The sequence below is a fragment of the Herbaspirillum sp. RTI4 genome (genome assembly GCF_034313965.1).
Lineage (GTDB): Bacteria > Pseudomonadota > Gammaproteobacteria > Burkholderiales > Burkholderiaceae_D > Herbaspirillum.
The window spans coordinates 137,855-160,675 of the sequence record NZ_JAVIWQ010000002.1 but is presented as its reverse complement, the minus strand read 5'-3'; the positions used below and the strand labels follow the sequence as shown (position 1 = coordinate 160,675).

Here is a 22,821-nt window from a genome sequence, read left to right as displayed (position 1 = left end):
TGCGCCTCCTACTTAAGCAAATGAATTACGCCGTCTGCGCAAGGCAGTAGGCATCCAGTTCTGCCGACAATTTCCCTCGTTCTTCTGCATCAACAAAACTGGCCGCAATGGCATTGCGCGCCAGCGTCACGATCTGTTCGCGCTTGAGCGTCAGTGCCTCGGCCACTGCCAGAAAATTGGCATTCATGTAGCCGCCAAAATACGCCGGGTCGTCGGAGTTGACCGTCACTGCCAGACCCGCTTCCAGTAAGCGCGCCAGATTGTGCTGGCGCATATCGGCCACCACGCACAATTTCAGATTCGATAAAGGACAGACCGTCAGCGGAATGGCATGCTGCGCCAGCCGTGCCATCAGTGCCGGATCTTCTTCGCTGCGCACGCCGTGGTCGATACGTTCCACCTGCAACAGATCAAGCGCATCACGGACGTATTGCGCCGGACCCTCTTCACCCGCGTGCGCCACCAGCCGGAAATCGAGCTCCTTGCAGCGCGCAAACACGCGGGCGAATTTCTCAGGGGGATTGCCGCGTTCGGCCGAGTCCAGTCCTATGCCTGTCCACAGATCGCGGTATTGCTCGCGCAGCGGCAAGGCCGCTTCCAGCGTGGCGAAGGCGTCTTCCTCGGGCAGATGGCGCAGGAAAGACATGATCATCGCGCTGCCGAAACCATGTTGCTCACGCGCTTCGCGCAGCGCGCGGGCGATGCCGGCAAACACCGTTGCTATCGGAACGCCGCGCTCGGTATGGGTTTGCGGATCGAAAAAAATTTCGCTGCGGCACACCTTGTCGGCGCGGGCGCGGGCGATGTAGGCAGCGGTCATATCGTAAAAATCCTGTTCGGTCAGCAGCACGGCCGCACCCGCGTAATACAGGTCGAGGAAGGATTGCAGGCTGTCGAAAGCGTAGGCGGCGCGCAGTGCTTCTACCGAAGCGTAAGGCAGGGCGACTTGATTGCGTTGAGCCAGCGCGAACATCAATTCCGGCTCCAGCGTGCCTTCGATATGCAGATGCAATTCGATTTTCGGCATGCCTTCGATGAAGCGTTGCAGGGAGGGGGAGAGCGTGGTGGACATGCGTTTCCTTGCGGGCGTTGAGGTAATAGAAGTGGGAATAAATTTTATTTTGTGGTCGCGTTACGGCGTGCCGGTTTAGCGGCCAGATCGCCGCCTTCGTACGGTACCCGACCGGAGGGGACTAAGGCCGAGGCCAGTTGCACATGGCCGTCCTGATCGTCGAAAAACATGTGCGCGCCGAAAGCATGCAGCACATCCGATTTGGTCAGGCCGCCGAGGAAAAATGCTTCATCGACGGTGACGTTCCAGGTACGTAAGGTTTTGATCACGCGGGCATGGGAGGGGCTATTGCGGGCGGTGACGATGGCGATGCGCACCGGGCAGTTTTCCGGCGTGAATTGTTTTTGGATGGCTGATAACGACAGCAGCAGTTTGGCAAAGGGACCTTGTTTCATTGCCTTGTTGCGGTGGCGATTTTCGTGGCGTTCAAAAGCATCCAGTCCTTTTTCTACGTAGATATTTTCCGACTCTTTTGAGAACAGCACCGCGTCGCCATCGAAGGCAATGCGGATCTGGTCTTCCGGCGCAATGTAATTGGTGGGTGCGGTGTAAAGTCGTGCAGCAGCAACGCCGCCATTGACCGCGTCCTGCACGTCGCTTTCATCACGCGACAGAAACAGATCTACTTTAAACGCCTGCAAATAGCGGGCGATTGCTTCGCCGCCGGTAAACGCGGCGCGGCTGATGCCAAGCTTGTACGATTCGATGGAATTGAAGGCGCGCAAGCCGGTGTCGGGCGAATTGCGCGAAATAATCACGACTTCCACTAGTTGCCTGCCGGGGATCAGCGTGTTCAGTTTGAGCAGCGCCTTGACCAGCGGAAAGGCCGTGCCCGGTTTCAGGGCGACGTTTTCATGTTCACGCTGGTAGGCCGCATAGGCCGCCACGCCTTCGTTGTCGAAGATGGCATTCTCATGTTCCAGATCGAACAATGCGCGCGAGGAAATGCCGATCACCAGCATGCCGGACAAATCGTAAGCCATGCCATGTCCTTCCATTAAGAATTTTATATGGGACTTACGCAAAAGGCCGCTGGCGTTGTTGCATTGCCTGATCGTGCTAATTGCACTGCCTGCGGCAACACGGCCTAGCCAGCGGCTTTTTGCGTAAGTCCTGTTGTGAAGAGCCACATGCCCGTTCTGCATGATAGACGAATGCGTCACATGCTGATTGCTTTGTTGTGGTCAGCGGGTATCATTTACCGGCTTCATCCGTTGGCGTCATTTGTTGGCCTCAGTCATCCGTCCCAACCAGCCGGAACCCATCAATGGTGCATCGATACACGCGTGATAACTCAATAGCAATCAGCACAATTCCCATGCAATAGGAGACAAAATCATGAATCCACTTCACCCGACCAGTAATCCGGGAAGTTCTTCCGTTACGTTTAAAAATTTTATTCAACGCACATTGAAATGCGTTTTGCCTGGCAGTTGTTTTCGCGCCCGATTCCACGAAGCGCGCAATGGTGATGTCGCTTCGCCGTCGTCGCACGCTTCGCGCACGACATTGGATCTTCTCACCGCTGTGGCCAACGATGCGCGGATTGCGCCAAGGCGATCGCTTGCGGCCCATCGTGTCACTGTCAATCTCGGCGCGACGGGCGTGCGTGCGTCAGTTCAGCCAGGGAAAAGTCGAACGCCCTTGCGACCAAAATCGATGGAGCCACGGCGACCTTCACCGCCATTACCTCCGCCACCACCACCTCCTCCTCCGCCGGCAGCACAAAAAACATCCCCGCCTCGCCGGTTTCTTCCCTTGCGCCCGCTTCCTGCGCTGGTTGTTCTGCCAGTCCCCGTTCTGGCTTTTGTTGCCATTCCTGTTTCATCTCTGACTGCGTCACGTCAGCCTTCGCTGGCGGCATGTCACGCAGATACGGCTACGCGACTCCGTCCCAAATTAGCCGAACGCAAGCTGGCGTCCGATCACCTGACCGAGCTTGAGGCCGTGTTGAAAAAACGGAGTGAGCGTGCAGAGTCGCAAGAAAGCGCATTGGAGTTGCCTGTCGATTTCAGTGCGTCCAAGTGCCTGCCGCTGACTGTGGCCGTCGTCGCGGTGCGCGCGTGGGAAGTTGCGCATCCGGCGCAGGGCAGCAGCATTTCTCTGCCGTTGTTGGATGAATTGAAATCGGCGCAAAAATCGAGAGGAGTTTTTGTCGAGCCGGAGCCGCGCGTATTGCGTTTTTCCGACCAGTCCGGTGGCATCTATGCAGCAGTAAAAAAATCCATACCGCCAATCTATGAACGACACGTATCGAGTCCGCCGAAGTTCAATGTCCATGAGCTGATTGCGCTGCAAAAGCGAAAAGGGATTTACGTCGAGCGCCAAGTCTGATGCTGATGCGCGTCGCTGGCAGTCTGTGCGACGCGCATCAGTAGTGCATCAGTAGTGCATCAGTAGTGCATCAGTAGCACATCAGTAGCGCCTTTGTTTAAGCCTGCATTTTTCGGTACAGCGTTTGCCGGCTGATGCCCAGCGTGCGCGCCGCCAGTGAGATGTTGCCACGGCTGCTCTCCAATACTTGCTGGATGGCGATGTACGAGAGCTCCTTCAGATTTTGCGGAGCATCTTGCGTAGCTGCCGATGCGGCTCTTGGCACGGCCGTCAATTCTTCCGCAATGTCATCCGGCAGATGTCGCCAATCGATACAATCTTCGTCGGGGTCGAGCATGGCGCAGGCGGTGCGCAACACGCTGGATAACTGGCGCAGGTTGCCCGGCCAGGGATGTGCGCGCATTTTTTCCAAAACTGCAGGAGCAAGTTGCAACTCACGATCAGGGTGCAGGCTGGCGAGCAGTTTTGCTGTCAGTTCACGGAAATCGCTGCGCTCGCGCAAGGCTGGAAGGTGTACCGTCAGACCATTGATGCGGTAATACAAATCGCTGCGGAAAGTGCCTTTGTCGGCTTCTTCCCTGAGTTTGCAGTGGGTCGCGCAGACCAGCGCAAAATCCACCGGCACACTGCCACTGCCGCCCAGCGGCGTCACGCTGCGTTCCTGTAATACGCGCAATAGCCGCGTTTGCATGTGCAGCGGCATGTCGCCGATTTCATCGAGAAACAGCGTGCCGCCATGCGCTTCCCGCAAGCGGCCGGGACTGCCTTCTTTTTTTGCACCGGTGAAAGCACCCGGTGCATAGCCGAACAGTTCAGCTTCAATCAGATTTTCAGGAATGGCGGCGCAATTGATCGCCACGAACGGGCCATTGCGTCGTTGGCTGCTGTCGTGTGAAGCGCGCGCAAAATACTCTTTGCCAACGCCGGATTCGCCCTGAATCAGCAACGGGATAGCCTTATCCAGAATGCGCCGCGCTTTGTCGGTGGCACCGCGCCAGCGCAGGTCGCCGCTGTCGAGCGCGGCCAGCGCATCGGTCGAGGGTTCGGTCAGTGTTGATCTGGCACCCGCCAGTGCCGACACCGTGTTGTCGGTTTGAACCTGGATGAACAGCAGCGTGCCGTCATGCAGATGAACCGGCATGGGCTGATTCGGTCTGCGTTGGTGTCGCGCCAGCAGGTCGTCCAGACGCAGGTCCATGATGTTGGTCAATTGCGCGGCGCCGATTTGCGGTGTAGTCAGGTGCAGTAGCGACAGGCCAATGCGGTTAGCGCCGATGATCCAGCCATCGTCCGACAGCGCCACGATGCCTTCGGCCACGGTGCCTATGCCTTCAGCGTGTGCGTGCAAATGCAATCGTATGTGGCGGCGGCAAGTGGCGATCAGCAAGCGGTTTTCGATCATGCGCGCGGCGGTATTGACCAGTCCCAGCGTGTGCGGATGCCCGCTGTGCTGCTCGCCCGAAATATCCAGAATGCCGATCAGCTTGCCGCAGGAGGACATGATGGGTGCGGCGGCGCAGGTCAGGAAGCCGTTGCGTTCCAGGAAGTGTTCGGAACCGTGGATTTCAATGGCAGATTCTTCGGCCAGTGCGGTGCCGATGGCATTGGTGCCGCGTCGCTCTTCGTGCCACGATGCGCCGGTCGTCAATGCGATGCGTTCCGATTTATTCAGGAAGTGAGCATCCCCCATCGTATGCATGAGGGTGCCGCGGTTGTCGGCCAGTACGACCACGCTATGCCGGACTTGCTCGAACAGATATTCCATTACCGGCCGTGAGTGGGCTAGCAATTCGTGATTACGCGCCAGCACCTGCCGCAGTTCGCCGTCGCTGGAATGTTCGGCCGCAGGCAAGCGTCCGACCGGCAACACGCCTGCTGCTACGCTGCGCTCCCAGGAACGGGCCAGACGGTCGCTGATCGCTCCTGCGGGTGTGTTGCCATGATCGATCAGATGTTGCCGCGCATGGCGTAAGCTCAGCGCAGAATTGGAATGTCGCACGGTGTCTCCTCGGCGGGTCATGGTTTTACCATTTGTTATACAGGAGCCGCTGACAAGGGGATGATGCGGTGCAATTTCAGGGCGGGCTTTGTTCTGCTTTAATCCTGAGGGTGGCGGTGCGTGACCTTGGCTCAGCGCTTCCTGCATGTGTCTGGCCAGTATAGAAAGACTTAGCGCGCCAGCGCAATGCCTTTGCCATCGAGACCGGTTCAACTGTCACTTTTTGGGACAGTTGTTGCAATCCGGATCGTTCCACCATTCCCGCATGGACGCGCATCAACGCCTTGGTGTCGGGAAATAATGCATGGAATCAACGACATGACGACAATCACTCTGTTTGGCATGAGATTTGATAGCAGTTATGTCCGCAAGCTAACTATTCCAATAATCCGCACCCAAGGAGACACACATGCTCTACGCATCCCCCGGCACCGCTGGCGCCAAAATCGTTTTTAAAGCGCAATACAATAATTTCATCGGCGGCGCATGGGTTGCTCCGGTGAAGGGACAATACTTTGATGTCATCACGCCCACCAGCGGCAAAGTGTTCACCAAGGCCGCACGTTCGACTGCGGAAGATGTAGAGCTGGCGCTGGACGCTGCTCATGCCGCTGCCGATGCATGGGGCCGCACCTCTCCTGCCGACCGCGCCAACGTGCTGCTCAAGATCGCAGATCGCCTCGAAGCCAATCTGGAATTACTGGCTTATGTCGAAACCGTGGACAACGGCAAGCCTATCCGCGAAACACTGAATGCCGATATCCCGCTGGCCATCGATCACTTCCGTTACTTTGCCGGCTGCGTGCGCGCGCAAGAAGGTGCGCTCAGCGATATCGACGGCGATACCGTGGCCTATCATTTTCATGAACCGCTGGGCGTGGTCGGACAGATCATTCCCTGGAATTTCCCTATCCTGATGGCGACCTGGAAACTGGCACCCGCAATCGGTGCGGGTAATTGCGTGGTGCTCAAACCAGCGGAATCGACACCGATCAGCATTCTGATCATGATGGAACTGATTGCCGATCTGCTGCCGCCGGGCTTGATCAACATCGTCAACGGTTACGGTCGCGAAGCCGGTTTGCCGCTGGCGACCAGCAAGCGTATCGCCAAGATTGCTTTCACCGGATCGACCACCACTGGCCGCGTAATCGCACAAGCTGCCGCCAACAACCTGATTCCGGCCACGCTGGAACTGGGTGGTAAATCGCCGAACGTGTTCTTCGCCGACATCATGGACAAGGACGACAGCTTCCTCGACAAAGCCATCGAAGGACTGGTGTTGTTTGCTTTCAATCAGGGCGAAGTGTGCACCAGCCCGACGCGTGCGCTGATCCAGGAGTCGATCTACGACAAGTTCATGGAGCGTGTGCTCAAGCGCGTTGCCGCCATCAAGCAAGGCAACCCGCTGGATACCGACACCATGATGGGCGCGCAGGCCTCCAAAGAACAGCTGACCAAGATTCTGTCTTACCTCGATCTGGGCAAGCAGGAAGGCGCAGAACTGCTGATCGGCGGCGCACAAGCGCATCTGGAAGGCGAGCTGGCAGGCGGCTATTACGTTCAACCGACCCTGTTCAAGGGCCACAACAAGATGCGCATTTTCCAGGAAGAGATTTTTGGACCCGTGCTGGCCGTCACCACCTTCAAGGATGAAGCAGAAGCGCTGGCCATCGCCAACGACACGCTGTACGGACTGGGCGCAGGCGTCTGGAGCCGCAACGGCAATGTCGCTTATCGCATGGGTCGCGCCATCAAGGCAGGGCGCGTGTGGACTAACTGCTACCACGCCTATCCGGCGCATGCAGCGTTCGGCGGCTACAAGGAATCCGGCATCGGCCGCGAAACGCACAAGGTCATGCTCGATCATTATCAGCAAACTAAAAATCTGCTGGTCAGCTACAGCGAGAAAAAACTGGGCTTTTTCTAAGTCGACAGTTTTTATGAAACAAGTGCAGAATAAGTAGCAGCAAACTCCGGGAGGGGACGGGCAACCGTCCCCTTTCTTGCTTGAATGCCTGCTTGCAGAATGACCTAATAATTACAGGGAGATGAACATGGTCGATAAAGTCATTGCCACGCCGGCCGCGCTGGAACTGGTGGCCTTCCTGAAACAAAAACACGGCGACATGATGTTCCATCAATCGGGCGGATGCTGCGACAACAGCGCCGCCAATTGTTATTTGCCCGGTGAGATCACGATGGGCGCCGGTGACGTCTATCTGGGCGACATCGGCGGCTGCCCGTTCTACATCGGCCGCGCTCAGTATGAATACTGGAAGCACACGCAACTGATCATCGACGTGATTGAAGGAAGCGGTGGTACTTTCTCGCTGGAAGGGCCGGAAGGCAAGGCCTTCCATACGCGTTCGCGGGTGTTTACGGAGGCGGAGATGGTGGAGGTTTTGCGGGAGGGGGAAGCGGTTCGGAGCTAACGATCTCGATTTTCGCAATGCCATCATGGCTGACGACCAAGCTGTGGTCAGAACCCATAAGGCTCAATCCGACAATGGATTTTTCAAGTGCTGCAGGATGATTGTTAACGAAGCGGCAGTTCGCGCATTGTCGCTTCTTTAATTCGCGTGTCGCTGCCATTGCTGTCCGAAGGGTGGACGCTAAGGTAGCTTTCTTTCAGTCGGTTCACTTTCGCACGCGATCTCATGATAAACAAACACTGAGAATCAACACCGAGGCAGCAAACCAATGTGCGACCGCATTGAGATAACGCCCGGATGAGGCACCGTGTTTCCTTGACGGTTAAACTACAGCCGCGCTGAACGACTCGGGCCGCTGCGCAAGCAGATCAGACAGCCGTTGAAGACCCGCATGTAAGCGTCCACGGTCCTTGATGCTACCCAAAGAGATCCGAATTGCATTCACTGATCCGCTGCCAGTGGCGAATGCCGCCGCCGGCGTGACTGCGATGCCCTCGCTGTCGGCTGCACGCGCAAGCTGTGCGGAGTTCCAATACGCCGGCAACTCGAGCCACACATGCAGGCCGTCTCCGCTGCCGCTGTAGCGGCCTGCCAGAATATCCCTGGCCATCCAGTGACGCAGGCGCGCCTCCTTGCGTACGCCTTTCATCAATCTGTCAGCTGAACCATCGAGGATCCATTGAGTGGCCAGTGCGGCCGTCAGAGGGGCGACCATCAGCGCAAATGATCTTAGCGCGACCAGGAAGCGTTCGCGTTCGCGCGGGTCGCGTATGAGCACGAAGGCGATACGCAGGCCGGGGGTCAGGCATTTCGACAGGGTTGAGATGTAGTACACCTGTTCTGGAGCAGACGCGGCAATAGGTGGTGGCGGGGCATCGGCAAGGAGCCAGTAGGGATCGTCCTCGACGATGCGTACATTGCAGCGCTTCGCGATGCTGGCGAGCTTCTTGCGTCGGTGTTCTGGAATGGTGATGGCGGTCGGGTTCTGTAATGTCGGATTGAGGTAGACCAGCACAGGCTTGTGCTGGCGGCACGCTTCTTCAAGCAACTCAGGCACCATTCCGTGCTCGTCTGCTTCTACCGCAATGATGTGCCGGCCGAATTGGGTCGCTGCGGTACGCAAGCCGGGATAACTCATCGGTTCTGCCAGAATGACATCGCCAGGCTCCGTCAGCGCAAGGATCAATGCGGCGATCGCCGCTTGCGCACCGGGACAGACAACAAGCTGGCGAAAATCCACATACCCAAACATCGGTTCTAGCCATTTGGCGCCAGCCTTGCGGTCGGAGTCGCTTCCCCCGGCCAAGTGGTAAGTCATCAGCAATTCATTGTCTGCCCTCATCAGTACTTGAGATAAACCTTGTTGCAACATGTCGTCGAAGTCCACGCCATCCGGCGGTGGCGGGGTATTCATGCTCAGGTCGAGGATCGAGGTCAATTCGACTTTCGGCGCCGCGACATAAGTGCCTCGAGCGCCACGGCCCTCCAGCAAATTGCGGCGTCTGGCTTCGTCGTAGGCGCGCGTGATCGTCGTCAGGTCGACGTCCAGCTGTGCTGCCAACTGGCGCTGCGGTGGTAGACGGTCACCCGGTTTCAGCGATCCTTCTACGACCGCCTTCTGCAATGCATCCGCAATCTGCAAAAAACGTGGCTCGCCGTGCGCGGCCAATCGCGGCAACCAGATTGGCAAATTTTCATCTTGCATGGTTTTCGGCTGGGACATTTTGTCCTAATGTATGGGAATTGCTTTTAAGTAGTATGCCTTAGGGCGTGCAGCAACAACATCCTTGCATGGCAGTCGCTGACGTTTGCTCCTCGCTCATCTGCATTCGGCAAATTACCCCGCTGGATGCTATTGTTATTTCATAGGCAGATGCAATGAAAGATTCAAGCAGGATGCCTGAGGGGATGGTGTTAACAAAAAATGAAGCTGGTGAAGCAGCGTTTTGAGGTCGTGATCCTCACGATAGATAGTGTCAAAAGTAATAACCTGGAAATACGCAAAATGATCGATTGGATCCCTATAGTTTTACTTATGTTCAAGCTTATCGTGTTCGGCACGGGCATGTTCTTTGCCATCAAGTGGCATTACGATAAAGAGAAGATGGAGACGGGGGCGAAGCTGCGGCCGCGTGCGTTGCTACTCGCGGGCGGCAAGGCGGTCGCGGTCTTCGTGCTATTGCTCCTGGGCCTGTTGTTCGTCACCTTCCTCCTTGCCAAGAAGCTCGGTTTGGAATTGAGCTACTGATGATGGCAAAGAAAAGTCGGCCGATATCCAGTGATGCGGCAGTAATTCACCGATGCGGCTATTGGGCAGCGTTGGCAGGCGGGTCAGAGTGACTCGCCACGAATCTGCTAGACACTCGCTTGCCGTTTAATATGCCGTCAAATTGAGATAACCGCTACGTACTGGGAATAGGCGTTCGCCTCAAAGTCCAAACGGCTCCTGACAATACATTGCCGTTATTAGAGACGTTTTGTCAAAGTGCGATAAAGTGGGTGGGTCGCGTGTTATAAATTGATCTGTAGTTATCAATAAAAAAATAAATCATGATTAAAGTCATGGTCAGAATAATACTCAAATAAAAAATGGCCCAGTGCAAATTTCAAATGAAAAAGTTATTGCGCGTTTCCAAATTGGAAAGCGATACGATCGAAAAAAAGATATCCATCATCAGTTTGGCGGAAGTTCACAAAGTGGGATAGCACCGTCTAATGTAGTTGATGCCATTTTTTTATTTTCCGGGGATAGCGGTGAAAAATATGGCTATAACGATGGCGATGAATTTGATGAGTATTTAGGAAACGTCTTTTCTTATACTGGAGAGGGGCAAGACGGTGACATGGTTTTTACTCGGGGCAATCGCGCGATTCTTGAGCATAGTCAGCGCGGGCGAGCGCTACATCTTTTCCGATCAATGGGGAAAAGTAAGGGGCAAAAATATGCGGGTGAATTCGTGTACGCCAGCCATCGCTTTGAGCAAGGCCATGATAAAAGCGGAGCGCAGCGTCAGTTAATAATATTTCAACTAATTCCAGTAGAAAATGCAGCACTTATTGAAATAGCTGAATCTATAGATGGCGTCGCTGAATCGCCAATTCCGAAGGACCTCACTGAAGCAAGAAATCTAGCGATTGACGCGGCATCAGCGTCAGAAGGAGCAACGCCGCAATCAGCGTTACGTACGCTTTACAAGCGAAGCAAAGCGGTAAAAGATTATGTACTGATGCGAGCCGCAGGAATTTGTGAAGCATGTATGAAGCCGGCCCCATTCATACGTTCAAATGGGACTCCTTATTTGGAACCGCATCACACAACCCGGATTTCGGATGGCGGACCGGATCACCCGCGCTATGTAGGCGCTATTTGTCCAGCATGTCATCGGGAAATTCATTATGGGATGGATGGTGCTGCTAAAAATTTAGTGCTTCAAAAGCACGTTCTTAAATTAGAAGCGATGCTGTAAAAAACTGAAAGACCATGTAACTCACAGGAAGCAGCCCCAGGATCGCGTTTTGAGAGCTAGTCAGATGTGCCCTTGGTAGTGGTCTGATAGCGCTCATTTGGCACTGACAGGCACTGACAAAATAAAAAACGCCAACCTGAAGAGGCTGGCGTTTTTTTAACTTACATGCATTCTTGGTGGCCCGGGGCGGAATCGAACCACCGACACAAGGATTTTCAATCCTCTGCTCTACCGACTGAGCTACCAGGCCAAGCGCCGAATTATAGCAAAACATTTTCAATAGGCAAAGCCTTCCGTTAATTTGTTTTCATGAATCGCTATAATGAGTCCATGAATCAGCCCATTTCTACCTCCCCCTCGTCTCTTTCCGCCGCATCGGCGCTTTCTCAACAACGCAAGCAAGTCGTGATCGTCGGCGACGGTGTGATCGGTAAGACGGCTGCGCTGGGGCTGGCGCAGGCTGGCGTGCCGGTGGTACTACTCACGCCCAAGCGCAATCGCCCCGCCGCGCAGCTTGAAGAGTGGGATGCGCGGGTCTATGCGCTCAATCAGGGTGCGCGCGATTTGCTGTCTTCCATCAAGGTGTGGGATGCGCTCGATGCCAGCCGCGTGGCAGCCGTCGAAGAAATGGTGGTCAAGGGTGATACCACTCCTGCCGCCGCGCGTCTGTCTTTCGATGCCTACACGGCACGGGTCGGCGCGCTGGCCTGGATTGTCGAGGATGCTAATCTGCACCGCGCACTCGATGCCGCCTTGCAGTTCGCACCTAATATAGAACGTATCGCCGGCAATGCCGTGCAACTGACGGTCACCGATGCGGGCGCGCAATTGCAGCTCGATAGTGGCGTGACGCTGTCCGCGGAACTGGTCGTCGGTGCCGATGGCGGGCAGTCCTGGGTGCGCGGGCAGTGCGATATCGGACTCGATTACCGTTCGTACGGACAGCGTGCGGTGGTCTGCAATTTCGACTGCGAACACGCGCATCAGGGCGTGGCGCAGCAATGGTTTACGGCAGAGCAAGGGATTGTGGCCTTGTTGCCGCTGGCGGGTCGGCGCGTGTCGCTGGTCTGGTCTGCGCCGCTGGCACTGGCAGAGACGCTGATGGCCGGTACGGTGCAAGAACTGGCGGAGCAGCTGGCTCCGTTCGCGGGTGAAAGACTGGGTCGGCTGACACCGCTGCCGCCAGAAACAGCGCGGGCGTTTCCGCTGACGCTGATCAAGCCGCACGCCATCGTCGCGCCGCGCGTGGCGCTGATCGGCGATGCCGCGCATGTGGTGCATCCGATGGCAGGCCACGGCATGAACCTGGGGTTTGGCGATGCGGCGGCGTTGATCGCCATTCTTGGTGCGCGTGAAGGCGCACGCGATTGCGGTGATGCCCGTTTGCTGCGCCGCTACGCTCGCGCACGCAAGGAAGAAATTCTGCTGATGCAGCTGACCACCGACGGTCTGGCGCGTTTGTTCGAGAACGATATCGAACCTCTGCGCTTATTGCGCAACGCCGGCATGCATCTGGTCGACCGTTTGCCCGGTTTAAAGCAGCGCCTGATGGCGCATGCGCTGGGCAGGTAAAATAGCGGCATTCTTTTGAGGGACTTTCCATGAAAATTATTTCCACCCTGTTCGGGTTGGCTTGCTTTTTTGCAACGACGTTGGCGGCGGCACAGACGACAGAAGCCAATATCAAGAAACTGATCGAACCGCGCCTGGGCAAAGGCGCTCAGGTGCAATCCGTGTTGAAAACGCCGTATTCCGGGCTGTATGAAGTGCAGATTGATGGCGACGTGATTTATACCGACGTCAACGCCCGCTACCTGTTTATCGGCCGCGTGGTCGATGCACAGAGCTACCGCGATTTCACCAAGGAGCGGGTGGAAGCTATTACCAAGGTCAAGTTCTCCGACCTGCCGCTGGATCAGGCGATCAAGATCGTCAAGGGCAACGGCAAGCGCGTGATTGCGGTTTTTGAAGATCCGAATTGCATGTATTGCAAGCGCTTCCACAAGTCGCTGGAGGACGTCGATAACATCACGATCTATAGTTTCCAGTACAACATTCTGTCGCCGGATTCGATTGAGAAATCGCGCAATGTCTGGTGTTCGTCCAATCCTGCCAAGGCATGGTCGGAAGTGATGTCGGACGGCAAGGCACCGCCGGCTGCCGCAGCAGGCTGCGTTGCGCCTCACGAAAAAGTGCTGGCGCTGGGTCAGAAGCTGAAAATCACCGGCACGCCGACGATCTTCTTTGCCGACGGCACACGCATTCCCGGCGCGATTGATGCCAAGGGATTAGAGCAAAAATTGTCTACAGTGAAATAAGTTGCTGAACTAAGTTTCTGAAATGAGTTGTCAGAATCAGCGGTTGAAATAAGTTGTGGAAATAAAACCTGCCGAATCGCGCAGGTTTTATTTTGCCGCTGTATGCAGGCGCATCACGGCGGCGTCAAATTTCCCTTCGCACAACATCGGCACGATCTCTACGCCGCAGGCGATGGCTTCATCGATCGCTATCTGTTCTTCTTTGCGCGGCCGGTGTAGCACAAAATCGGCCACATCCTGCTGCAATCCCAGCACACGCGGATGACCGATGCCTATCCGCAAGCGCCAGTAATCCTGCGTGCCTAGCGCGGCGGTGATGTCTTTCAAGCCATTATGTCCCCCCGAAGAACCGCCTTGCTTGAGGCGCGCCACGCCGGGAGCCAGATCCAGTTCGTCATGCACGACCAGCACTTCTTCCGGTGCGATCTTGTAAAACCGCGCCAGCGCGCCGACGGATTGTCCGGAACGATTCATGAAGGTCTGCGGCTGTAGCAGCCACACTTCCTCTCCCGCAATGCGCACCTTGCCCGCCAGTCCATTGAAACGGGTTTCGCGCGCCAGAGCCTGGCGCGTTAATTGATCGACCAGCCAGAAACCCGCGTTGTGGCGGGTTTGTTCGTAGTCGGGGCCGGGATTGCCGAGGCCGACGATTAAGCGGATGGACATCAGGACACCATGAAGGAAAAAAGAAGGAAGCAAGATTATCGTGGATATTGCCGCTGGCAGGGGATTGGCTGTGGATGGGAGTGGTTTGTGAGTGCGGACCGGCGTGCCGCCGGATCCTTCGATACGGGGCTGCACCCCTACTCAGGACGAACGGTGTGTGGTGTGGTGGGGTAATTTCTCTGATCGTAATAAATTGACGTATGTGCATTCGCCGGTTGTAACAAGTGAGGTATGCGCCGCTTGTATTGGGCCGTAGGTACGCACATTTTCTCAGGTTGGAATAAATTGTCCTCTGTGCAAATGATCTCCAACCGTTGGTCAAGTGAGGTATGCGCCGCTTGTATTGAGTCGTAGGTACGCACATTTTCTCGGGTTGGAATAAATTGTCCTCTGTGCAAATGATCTCCAACCGTTGGTCAAGTGAGGTATGCGCCGCTTGTATTGGGCCGTAGGTACGCACATTTTTTCAGGTCGGAATAAATTGCCCTCTGTGCAAATGATCTCCAACCGTTCGTCCTGAGTCGCCCGCAGGGCGTATCGAAGGATCCGGCGGCACGCCGGTCTGATAGTCATTTTTAGTGAGGATTAACAGGTATTTTCGTTTCCTGCGCCTCAAGATTGGCGCTAGGCCGCTGAATTGCGTATCATCCAACGCTTGATTTTGAATGGATGAGACTCTCCCATGCTGCCTTCGATAGAACAACGCCTCGCCCTGGAACTGGTCGCCAAACCGGCGCAAGTGGCTGCTGCCATTGCCTTGCTGGATGAGGGCGCAACGGTTCCTTTTATTGCCCGTTACCGTAAAGAGGCCACCGGCGGTCTCGATGATATTCAGCTGCGCCTGCTGGAAGAGCGTTTGCGCTACCTGCGCGAACTGGAAGACCGACGTGGCGCGATCATCGCCGCCATCGAAGAACAGGGCAAGATGACCCCCGTATTGCTCGATGCCATCGTGCATGCCGAAGACAAAACCCGGCTTGAAGATTTGTATCTGCCGTACAAACTCAAGCGCCGTACCAAAGCCCAGATCGCCGCCGAAGCCGGGCTGACCGAGCTGGCCGATGCGCTGCTCAACGATCCGCAAAAAAATCCCGAAGAAGAAGCTGCGCTGTACTTGAAGCCAGCGTTCACCACCGACAGCGGCGATAATCCCGGCGTGGCCGATACCAAGGCCGCACTCGATGGCGCACGCCAGATTCTGATGGAGCGTTTCGCTGAAGACGCCGCGCTGCTGCAAAGTCTGCGTACTTACCTGACGGAACATGCGGTGGTCGAATCTAAAGTGGTAGCGGGCAAGGAAGATGCGGGTGAGAAATTCGCCGATTATTTCGATTACTCCGAAACCATAGGCACCATCCCTTCGCACCGTGCGCTGGCGCTGTTTCGCGGTCGCCGTGAAGAAATGCTGAATGTGGTCTTGCGTCTGGACACCGAAGAAGAAAAGCCGAAGTGGGATGCGCCGCACAATCCTTGCGAAGCGCGCATTGCATCGCGCTTCAAGGTGGTCAATCAGGGTCGTCCGGCTGACAAGTGGCTGAGCGACACAGTGCGCTGGTCGTGGCGCGTGAAAATTTTCATGCATCTGGAAACCGAACTCACCACCGCGTTGCGCGAACGTTCCGAAGCCGAGGCAATCAATGTGTTTGCCTTGAATCTGAAAGCGCTGCTGCTGGCTGCGCCAGCCGGTCCGCGCGCGACCATGGGGCTCGATCCCGGACTGCGCACCGGCGTCAAGGTGGCGATTGTGGATGCCACCGGCAAGGTGGTCGATACCGCCACTATCTATCCGCATCAGCCGCGTAACGATTGGGATGGCTCACTGCATACCTTGGCGCAACTGGCGCAGAAACATGCGGTCTCGCTGATTTCGATTGGCAATGGCACGGCTTCGCGTGAAACCGACAAGCTGGCGCTGGATTTGATCAAGATGCGTCCTGAGTTGAAGCTGATTAAGATCGTTGTGTCTGAAGCCGGTGCTTCGGTGTATTCGGCTTCCGAATTCGCTTCGCGTGAATTGCCGGACATGGACGTGTCGATTCGCGGTGCGGTGTCGATTGCACGTCGTTTGCAAGACCCGCTGGCGGAGCTGGTGAAGATCGACCCTAAGTCGATTGGCGTCGGCCAGTATCAGCATGATGTCGGTCAGTCGCAACTGGCGCGTTCGCTCGACGCTGTGGTGGAGGATTGCGTTAATGCTGTCGGCGTTGATGTGAATACGGCTTCTGCGCCTTTGCTGGCGCGGGTTTCTGGTTTGAGCGCGGGTGTGGCGCAAAGCATCGTGACGTATCGCGACATGCAGGGAATGTTTGCCTCACGCGCCGCGTTGCGCGCCGTGCCGCGTCTGGGCGATAAAACCTTTGAGCAAGCCGCCGGATTTTTGCGCGTGATGAATGGCGACAATCCGCTCGACGCTTCCGCCGTGCATCCCGAATCGTATCCGCTGGTGCAAAAGATTCTCGATGATATCAAGAAGGATGTGAAAAGCGTGATCGGCGACGCCGGTTTGCTCAAGGCGCTGAATCCAGCGAAATATGCGGATGAGCGTTTCGGTGTGCCGACCATCACCGACATTCTGAAAGAACTGGAAAAACCGGGGCGCGATCCGCGTCCTGAATTCAGCACTGCCACGTTCAAGGAAGGCGTCGAGGAAATCCGTGATCTGCGTCCCGACATGATTCTGGAAGGGGTGGTGACTAACGTCGCCGCTTTCGGCGCGTTTGTTGACATCGGCGTGCATCAGGATGGACTGGTGCATATCTCGGCCTTGTCGAATACCTTCGTCAAAGACCCGCATTCCGTGGTCAAGGCCGGACAGGTGGTCAAAGTGAAAGTGCTGGAAATCGATGAGAAGCGCAAGCGCATTGCGCTGACCATGCGTCTGAGCGACTCCGCGCCGGTGCCGGGGGCCAAGCCCGAGCAGCGCGCTGATCGCAACGATTCACGCCGCATGGCGCAGCATCAACAGCAGCAGCCGCGCCAGTCGCAGTCGGATGGCAATAGTGCGATGGCGGCGGCGTTCGCCAAGCTCAAGTCCTGACTTTGTGCTGATGCTGTGCTGCCGCCTGGGGCTTACGGCTTCAGGCGGTGGTGTTGATGCTGGTCGTGCTGGTCGTACTGGTACTCAGTGAGATGGACGTGGTGCTGGTCGTCACCGTCGTCTCGGACGCTGCCGACGCTGCGGATGCTCCTGAGGTATCTGCGGTACTGCTGCCAGCAGTTGCCGTTCCGCTACCCGCCACATTTTGTGCGGCGACAAAGGCGGCAAGGCCCTGTTGTACCAGAGAGTAAGTCTTGTCGACATTGCTGGCGATGTCGCCATTGAGCACATTCAATCCCTTCAGAATATCCCGACCTTCCTTGAACCCTGCCTCGATACCGGGCTGGATAAGGGCCATGAATTTTTGGGCCGAGTCCGCTGACGTCTGATCCGGATGCATCTGGCTGTACTGCGCGAAGGCATTGGTGACGAAGCTGACGATGCGACCGGCGGTGGCCGCAGGGGAGTTGTCATCGGTCGATGCTTTCTGGATCGCCTGATCGCCTTGGGTTGGCTTCAGTACCGCATTCAGATTTTCCACGGCGGTCTTGTAGAGCAGATTCAGCGGTTCGCTTTGTGCGGTGAGTTTGACATCCAGTGTGGCAACAATGATGGAGGCGTTCAGCTGGGCGTTGGACGAGGCGACTGTGAGTGGCTGCGGTGCGGCGGTTCCGGCAGTGCTGGCGTCCGTTGCGGTGCTCGTGCCATTTGCTGCGGCGGAAGCATCCGTCGTAGTTGCTGTGCCGGAAGTCGTGTCCGTTGATGCCGTCGTTGCCGTGGCCGCATTGGCGGGGACGGTGGTGGAGGGCGTGGTGATGGCGCCGATGCTCATGATGTGCTCCTTCTGGAGTGGGGGAGGGGACGTTGGCTGCAGTTCTTTACATTTTCTTTACGTTTCTTGTTATCGGCTGCTGTGGGCAAAGCTTTAGTCGTCAACACGCCCTAAGCGGATGCTGCTCACATTGCCTTAGCTTAGCGGATTCCCGTTCCGTCCGCGACATTGCCCGGCGGCAGCTTTGCCGCGCCCCTGTTTACAGTTCGTCGATCTGGAACAGACGACGATGCTCGCGAATGGCGTAGCGGTCGGTCATGCCGGCGATGTAGTCGGCGATATGGCGTGCCTGCCGTGAGTTGTTTGCGGTTGTGTCGCTGCTGCCACTGATTGCTGCGGCAAGCTGGTAATCCGGCGGCAGCAGTTGTGGTTCTGCCATGAAGGCATCGAACAGGTCGGTCACGATGCGCCGCGCCTTGCTGGTCATGCGGTTGACCTGGTAATGGCGGTACAGGTTTTCGTGCAGAAAACGCTTGAGCAGCGCGGCCTGCGTGGCCATCTCGTCGGAAAAAGCGATCAGCGGTGGCGCATGGCGCACATCGTCCAGCGATTGCGGCGCGGCGTCGGTGATACGTGCTTGCGAGGTGTCGATCAGGTCGGTCACCAGCGCATTGATCATGCGGCGCACGGTTTCATTGATGGCGCGGCGGCCGCCGATGCCGGGATAGACGGCGGCCACCTGATGCGCATGACGGGCGTAGAAATCGACCTCCATCAATTGCTCGGTACTCAGCAGGCCGGAGCGCAAACCGTCGTCCACATCGTGGTTGTTATAGGCGATTTCATCGGACAGATTGGCTAGCTGCGCTTCCAGCGACGGTTGCAGGCGGTCGAGAAAGCGCTGGCCAATGTCGCCGAGCTGGCGGGCGTTGGCCGCCGAGCAATGCTTGAGTATGCCTTCGCGGGTTTCGAACATCAGATTGAGACCGTCGAAAGCGCCGTAGTGCTGTTCCAGCGTATCGACCAGACGCAGGCTTTGCAGATTGTGCTCGAAGCCGCCATAGGGCTGCATACGGTCATTGAGCGCGTCTTGCCCGGCGTGGCCGAAGGGTGTGTGACCGAGGTCGTGCGCCAGCGAAATGGCTTCCACCAGATCTTCGTTGAGATGCAGATTGCGCGCGGCGGAGCGGGCGATCTGCGCGACTTCGATGCTGTGCGTAAGACGGGTGCGGAACAGGTCGCCTTCATGGTTGACGAAAACCTGGGTCTTGTATTCGAGCCGACGGAAGGCGGCCGAGTGGATGATGCGGTCGCGGTCGCGCTGAAATTCGCTGCGTGTTGAGGGTGGCGCTTCGCTGAAACGGCGACCCGGCGAATGCGCGGCGCGTGCGGCGTAGAGGGCCAGCGGTGACGGCGCTTCTTCGTTTTTCATGGGGTTTTCCCGGTGCAGTGCGCCAGGGTCGCCAGCAGCACTTCTTGCGGCACGTCCGTGATCAGGGGCGTGCCTAGTGGTTTGATCAGGATGAATTTGATTTTGCCATCCTCGTTTTTCTTGTCGACCCGCATCCATTCCAGCCATGTGGTCGCGCCGAGGTCGGGTGCTGTCACTGGCAATCCGGCTGCTGCGACCAGTGTGCGCACGCGGAGGCTGCTCGCTTCGGAGAGATAGCCTAGCCGGTGTGACATGTCTGCTGCCATCACCATGCCGCAACCGACCGCTTCGCCATGCAGCCAGACGCCGTAGCCGAGGCCCGATTCGATGGCGTGGCCGAAGGTGTGGCCGAAGTTGAGGACGGCACGCAAGCCGCCTTCGCGCTCGTCCTGACGCACGACTTCCGCCTTGATCTCGCACGAGCGACGGATGGCTTGCGCCAGTGCTGCCGGGTCTTTGGCATTGAGTTGGTCAATATGGGCTTCGATCCAGTCGAAGAAGGGGGCGTCGATGATCGCGCCGTGTTTGATAACTTCGGCCAGTCCGGCGGCCAGTTCGCGCGCCGGCAGTGTTTGCAGGGTGGCGGTGTCGGCGATGACGGCTTGCGGCTGGTAGAACGCGCCAATCATGTTTTTGCCCAGCGGATGGTTGATGCCGGTTTTGCCGCCCACCGAGGAATCGACTTGCGCCAGCAGCGTGGTTGGCACTTGCACGAACGGTACGCCGCGCATATAGGAGGCGGCGGCATAGCCGGTGAGGTCGCCGATGACGCCGCCGCCAAGGGCGATGAGGGTGGTCTTGCGGTCGCATTTGTCGGCCAGCAGACGGTCGAAAATGATCATCAGGCTGGACCAGTTCTTGTATTCCTCACCGTCGGGCAGGACGATGGCGCTGACTTGCTTTCCGGCAGCGGTCAGCGTGGCAGTCAGGCGTTCCAGGTAAAGCGGCGCGACCAGGTCGTTGGTGACGATGACGGTGCGCGTGCCGGCGATGCTGGCAGCGAACAGTTCGCGGTCGTCCAGCAGTCCGTGGCCGATGGAGATGGGATAGCTGCGTTCGCCCAGACTGACCGGTAGCGTGATGAAAGAGGGGGTGTCGGCCATGGCGGTGAAAGGAGTATAGGTTGTGGCGGCGAGCGCCGCGCTGCCCGGAGGCAGTTGGTTGATGATGGAGTGCAACAGGAAGTGCAGGTTGGGGCGTCCTGTTTCGATGACGACGTCTGCCACTTCGCGGTAATAGGGTTCGCGTTCACGCGACAGTTCTTCCAGTTTCTTGCGCGGATCGGCCGTTTGCAGCAGCGGCCGGCTCTGATCGCGTGAGGTGCGTTGCAGGATCTGATTGATGCTGGCGCGCAAGTAAATCACCGTGCCACGCGATTTCAGATAGGCGCGATTTTCCGGCAGCAAAATGGCGCCGCCGCCGGTGGCCAGCACGATGTCGTGTTCAGCGCTGAGTTCGCGGATGATTTCCGCTTCGCGCCGACGAAAACTGGCTTCGCCTTCGATTTCGAAAATGACAGGAATCGACGCACCGGTACGCGCTTCGATTTCGTGGTCGGTATCGATGAAGCGCTTGTTCAGCTTGCGAGCCAGGGCGCGGCCAATAGTGGTCTTGCCGGTGCCCATCAGACCGACCAGGAAAATGTTTCCGTTCATATGAGAAGAATGTGTGCAGCGTCAAAGCGTCAAAGGGGTGCGGCAAAGAGGACATTCTCCCGTCCGGCGCGGAGCCGGTATGACGGGCAATGTAAATCGATGCCAGCCGAAGGATCGATTTTACCGTTTGTTGCGGGGCTATCGCAGAAATATCCGGTTTTTTCCTCTGGCGCGCTTAGGGGTTGGATTCTGGCCCGGTTTGCGTTGGAGGTTCTGCCTGCTCCTGCGCTGCCTGGCTATGTTGCAAGCCGGCGCGATCCGGCACGATGCTGGGCGTCAGGAAAATCAGTAACTCGGTCTTGTCATTGACCCGTGCGCTATTGCGGAACAGCGCGCCCAGCAAGGGGATATCGCCCAGTAAAGGGACTTTATTGGTCTGTGCCGATTCGGTTTGCGTATAGATGCCGCCGATGACCAGCGTGCCGCCGTTTTCTACCTGCACCAGTGTTTTGACATGCTTGGTATTGATCGCCAGACCGCCCGGCGTCATCGCACCGCGGCTGTCTTTGTTGACGTCGACGCTGAGGATGACGTTGCCGTCCGGCGTGATTTGCGGCGTGACTTCGAGTTTCAGGTTGGCGCGTTTGAATGCCACCGATGTTGCGCCGCTGGTGGTTGCCTGTTGGTAAGGGATTTCTTCCCCTTGTTCGATGAGCGCGCTTTGCTGGTCGGCGGTGACCACGCGCGGGCTGGAGAGTATGCGTCCCTTGCCGTCGGCTTCCAGCGCCGATAGTTCCAGGTTGATGAAGCGGTTGGCGGCGGCGTTGAATAGGGTGACCGCAAAATGGGCTGGACGGGAACCGCCGAGGGCGGCTGCCGGAAAATCGATCGCTGGTGACGGGGAGGGCGACTGCGGGGATGCACCGGCGGCCTTGTGTCCTGTTCCCGGATTTCCGCTGGCGGAGAGTGTGGCGGCCAGTGCATCGGGATGGGTGGTGGTAAAGCCGATTCTGACTCCCAGGTTGCGGCTGAAGGTGTCGTCGGCTTCGACGATCCGCGCTTCGATCAATACTTGCCGCGAGGCGACGTCCACCCGCGCCAGCAGCTTGCGGATGCGGGCCAGTACGGCGGCGGTGTCGGTGACGAAAAACTGGTTGGTGCGGGTGTCGACGACCGCACTGCCGCGCCGCGACAGCAAACCGCGCACCGGAGAGGCGGTACTCGTCGCGCTCGCTGTGCCAGTTGTTCCAGTTGCGCCCGGAGCAGTGGCACCGCTGTCGTCATACGTGGCGAAGACCTTGCGGAAAGTTTCTGCTTTTTGATAGTTCAGTTGAAATACTTCGGATTGCAGCGGTTCCAGATCGCCCGCCTGCACCGCTTGTTCCAGTAGTTGTCTTTCCTTGCGCAGCAATTCTTCTTTTGACGCCACCCAGATGACTTCTCCGCTGCGGCGCATGTCGAGTCCCTTGGCCTGCAGCACCACGTCCAGCACCTGTTCCCAGGTGACGTTGCGCAGAGTGAGTGTCAGGTTGCCGGTGACGCTGTCGCTGGCGACGATATTGAGTCCGGTGAAATCGGCGAGCAATTGCAGGACGGCGCGCACCTCGATATGTTGGAAATTCAGGGATAGCCGCTTGTCTTGCCGGGAGGAGGAGGTGTCGGGAGCCAGCGTGGGTGTCGTCTGGCCGGGCAAG

The 22,821-nt window shown here is 57.3% G+C and carries 18 protein-coding genes, 1 tRNA gene and 1 pseudogene; 8 read left to right on the top strand and 12 right to left on the bottom strand.

Annotated elements, in window-relative coordinates:
* Window positions 1-25: 25 nt before the first annotated feature.
* The 4 genes from RGU70_RS00940 to RGU70_RS00925 form a co-directional block, all read right to left on the bottom strand.
* Entirely contained in the window at window positions 26-1,072 is a 1,047-nt protein-coding gene (locus tag RGU70_RS00940; protein WP_322207560.1) for an adenosine deaminase, read from the bottom strand.
* Between the two features lie 44 nt (window positions 1,073-1,116).
* A complete protein-coding gene (locus RGU70_RS00935; protein WP_322207559.1) occupies window positions 1,117-2,055 on the bottom strand; it encodes a 5'-nucleotidase in 939 nt (312 codons plus the stop codon).
* A 250-nt stretch (window positions 2,056-2,305) separates the two neighbouring features.
* Window positions 2,306-2,647 (bottom strand): hypothetical protein, encoded by a 342-nt coding sequence (locus RGU70_RS00930; RefSeq protein ID WP_322207558.1) that lies wholly within the window; start codon window positions 2,645-2,647, stop codon window positions 2,306-2,308.
* Between the two features lie 10 nt (window positions 2,648-2,657).
* A complete protein-coding gene (locus RGU70_RS00925) occupies window positions 2,658-2,900 on the bottom strand; it encodes a hypothetical protein (protein ID WP_322207557.1) in 243 nt (80 codons plus the stop codon).
* A 122-nt stretch (window positions 2,901-3,022) separates the two neighbouring features.
* Between RGU70_RS00925 and RGU70_RS00920 the strand changes: the two genes are divergently transcribed.
* Complete coding sequence (locus RGU70_RS00920; protein ID WP_322207556.1) at window positions 3,023-3,406, top strand: hypothetical protein; 384 nt, start codon at window positions 3,023-3,025, stop codon at window positions 3,404-3,406.
* A 97-nt stretch (window positions 3,407-3,503) separates the two neighbouring features.
* On the opposite strand, the gene RGU70_RS00915 is transcribed toward RGU70_RS00920, so the two are convergent.
* The gene (locus RGU70_RS00915; protein ID WP_322207555.1) at window positions 3,504-5,405 is read right to left on the bottom strand and encodes a sigma-54-dependent Fis family transcriptional regulator; all 1,902 of its coding nucleotides are present in this window, start codon (window positions 5,403-5,405) and stop codon (window positions 3,504-3,506) included.
* Window positions 5,406-5,814: 409 nt separating this feature from the next.
* On the opposite strand from RGU70_RS00915, the gene adh reads away from it, so the two are divergent.
* Together adh and RGU70_RS00905 are read left to right on the top strand one after the other, a co-directional pair.
* Entirely contained in the window at window positions 5,815-7,335 is a 1,521-nt protein-coding gene (adh, locus tag RGU70_RS00910) for an aldehyde dehydrogenase (protein WP_322207554.1), read from the top strand.
* 127 nt (window positions 7,336-7,462) lie between these two features.
* Window positions 7,463-7,840, top strand: coding sequence for a DUF779 domain-containing protein (locus RGU70_RS00905; protein ID WP_322207553.1), 378 nt, complete (start codon window positions 7,463-7,465; stop codon window positions 7,838-7,840).
* Between the two features lie 322 nt (window positions 7,841-8,162).
* On the opposite strand, the gene RGU70_RS00900 is transcribed toward RGU70_RS00905, so the two are convergent.
* Window positions 8,163-9,545, bottom strand: a complete 1,383-nt coding sequence (locus tag RGU70_RS00900) for a PLP-dependent aminotransferase family protein (RefSeq protein ID WP_322210656.1) — start codon at window positions 9,543-9,545, stop codon at window positions 8,163-8,165.
* A gap of 219 nt (window positions 9,546-9,764) precedes the next feature.
* Here RGU70_RS00900 and RGU70_RS00895 point away from each other — a divergent pair, with 219 nt between their 5' ends.
* The gene (locus tag RGU70_RS00895) at window positions 9,765-10,088 is read left to right on the top strand and encodes a hypothetical protein (RefSeq protein ID WP_322207552.1); all 324 of its coding nucleotides are present in this window, start codon (window positions 9,765-9,767) and stop codon (window positions 10,086-10,088) included.
* 349 nt (window positions 10,089-10,437) lie between these two features.
* Complete coding sequence (locus tag RGU70_RS00890) at window positions 10,438-11,307, top strand: HNH endonuclease (protein ID WP_322207551.1); 870 nt, start codon at window positions 10,438-10,440, stop codon at window positions 11,305-11,307.
* 174 nt (window positions 11,308-11,481) lie between these two features.
* Here RGU70_RS00890 and RGU70_RS00885 read toward each other — a convergent pair.
* Window positions 11,482-11,557, bottom strand: a tRNA-Phe gene (locus RGU70_RS00885).
* Window positions 11,558-11,637: 80 nt separating this feature from the next.
* Here RGU70_RS00885 and RGU70_RS00880 point away from each other — a divergent pair.
* Window positions 11,638-12,879, top strand: a complete 1,242-nt coding sequence (locus tag RGU70_RS00880; protein ID WP_322207550.1) for an FAD-dependent monooxygenase — start codon at window positions 11,638-11,640, stop codon at window positions 12,877-12,879.
* A gap of 29 nt (window positions 12,880-12,908) precedes the next feature.
* Window positions 12,909-13,625, top strand: coding sequence for a DsbC family protein (locus tag RGU70_RS00875; RefSeq protein WP_322207549.1), 717 nt, complete (start codon window positions 12,909-12,911; stop codon window positions 13,623-13,625).
* 87 nt (window positions 13,626-13,712) lie between these two features.
* Here the strand turns inward: RGU70_RS00875 and pth are convergent, their stop codons facing one another.
* A complete protein-coding gene (gene pth, locus RGU70_RS00870) occupies window positions 13,713-14,291 on the bottom strand; it encodes an aminoacyl-tRNA hydrolase (RefSeq protein ID WP_322207548.1) in 579 nt (192 codons plus the stop codon).
* 682 nt (window positions 14,292-14,973) lie between these two features.
* Between pth and RGU70_RS00865 the strand changes: the two genes are divergently transcribed.
* Complete coding sequence (locus tag RGU70_RS00865) at window positions 14,974-17,328, top strand: Tex family protein (protein ID WP_322207547.1); 2,355 nt, start codon at window positions 14,974-14,976, stop codon at window positions 17,326-17,328.
* Window positions 17,329-17,368: 40 nt separating this feature from the next.
* On the opposite strand, the gene RGU70_RS00860 is transcribed toward RGU70_RS00865, so the two are convergent.
* The 4 genes and pseudogenes from RGU70_RS00860 to RGU70_RS00845 all read right to left on the bottom strand — a co-directional run.
* Window positions 17,369-18,160 carry a DUF5610 domain-containing protein gene (locus RGU70_RS00860; protein WP_322207546.1) on the bottom strand — a complete coding sequence of 264 codons (792 nt, stop codon included), beginning with the start codon at window positions 18,158-18,160 and terminating at the stop codon, window positions 17,369-17,371.
* 199 nt (window positions 18,161-18,359) lie between these two features.
* Window positions 18,360-19,532: a deoxyguanosinetriphosphate triphosphohydrolase gene (locus RGU70_RS00855; RefSeq protein WP_322207545.1), complete on the bottom strand. Its 1,173-nt coding sequence runs from the start codon at window positions 19,530-19,532 to the stop codon at window positions 18,360-18,362.
* The gene (gene aroKB / locus RGU70_RS00850) at window positions 19,529-21,187 is read right to left on the bottom strand and encodes a bifunctional shikimate kinase/3-dehydroquinate synthase AroKB (protein ID WP_322207544.1); all 1,659 of its coding nucleotides are present in this window, start codon (window positions 21,185-21,187) and stop codon (window positions 19,529-19,531) included. Before aroKB ends, RGU70_RS00855 begins: the two co-directional genes overlap by 4 nt.
* Before the next feature lie 175 nt (window positions 21,188-21,362).
* Window positions 21,363-22,757: pseudogene (locus RGU70_RS00845) on the bottom strand (type IV pilus secretin PilQ); the annotation flags it as partial.
* Window positions 22,758-22,821 lie beyond the last annotated feature (64 nt).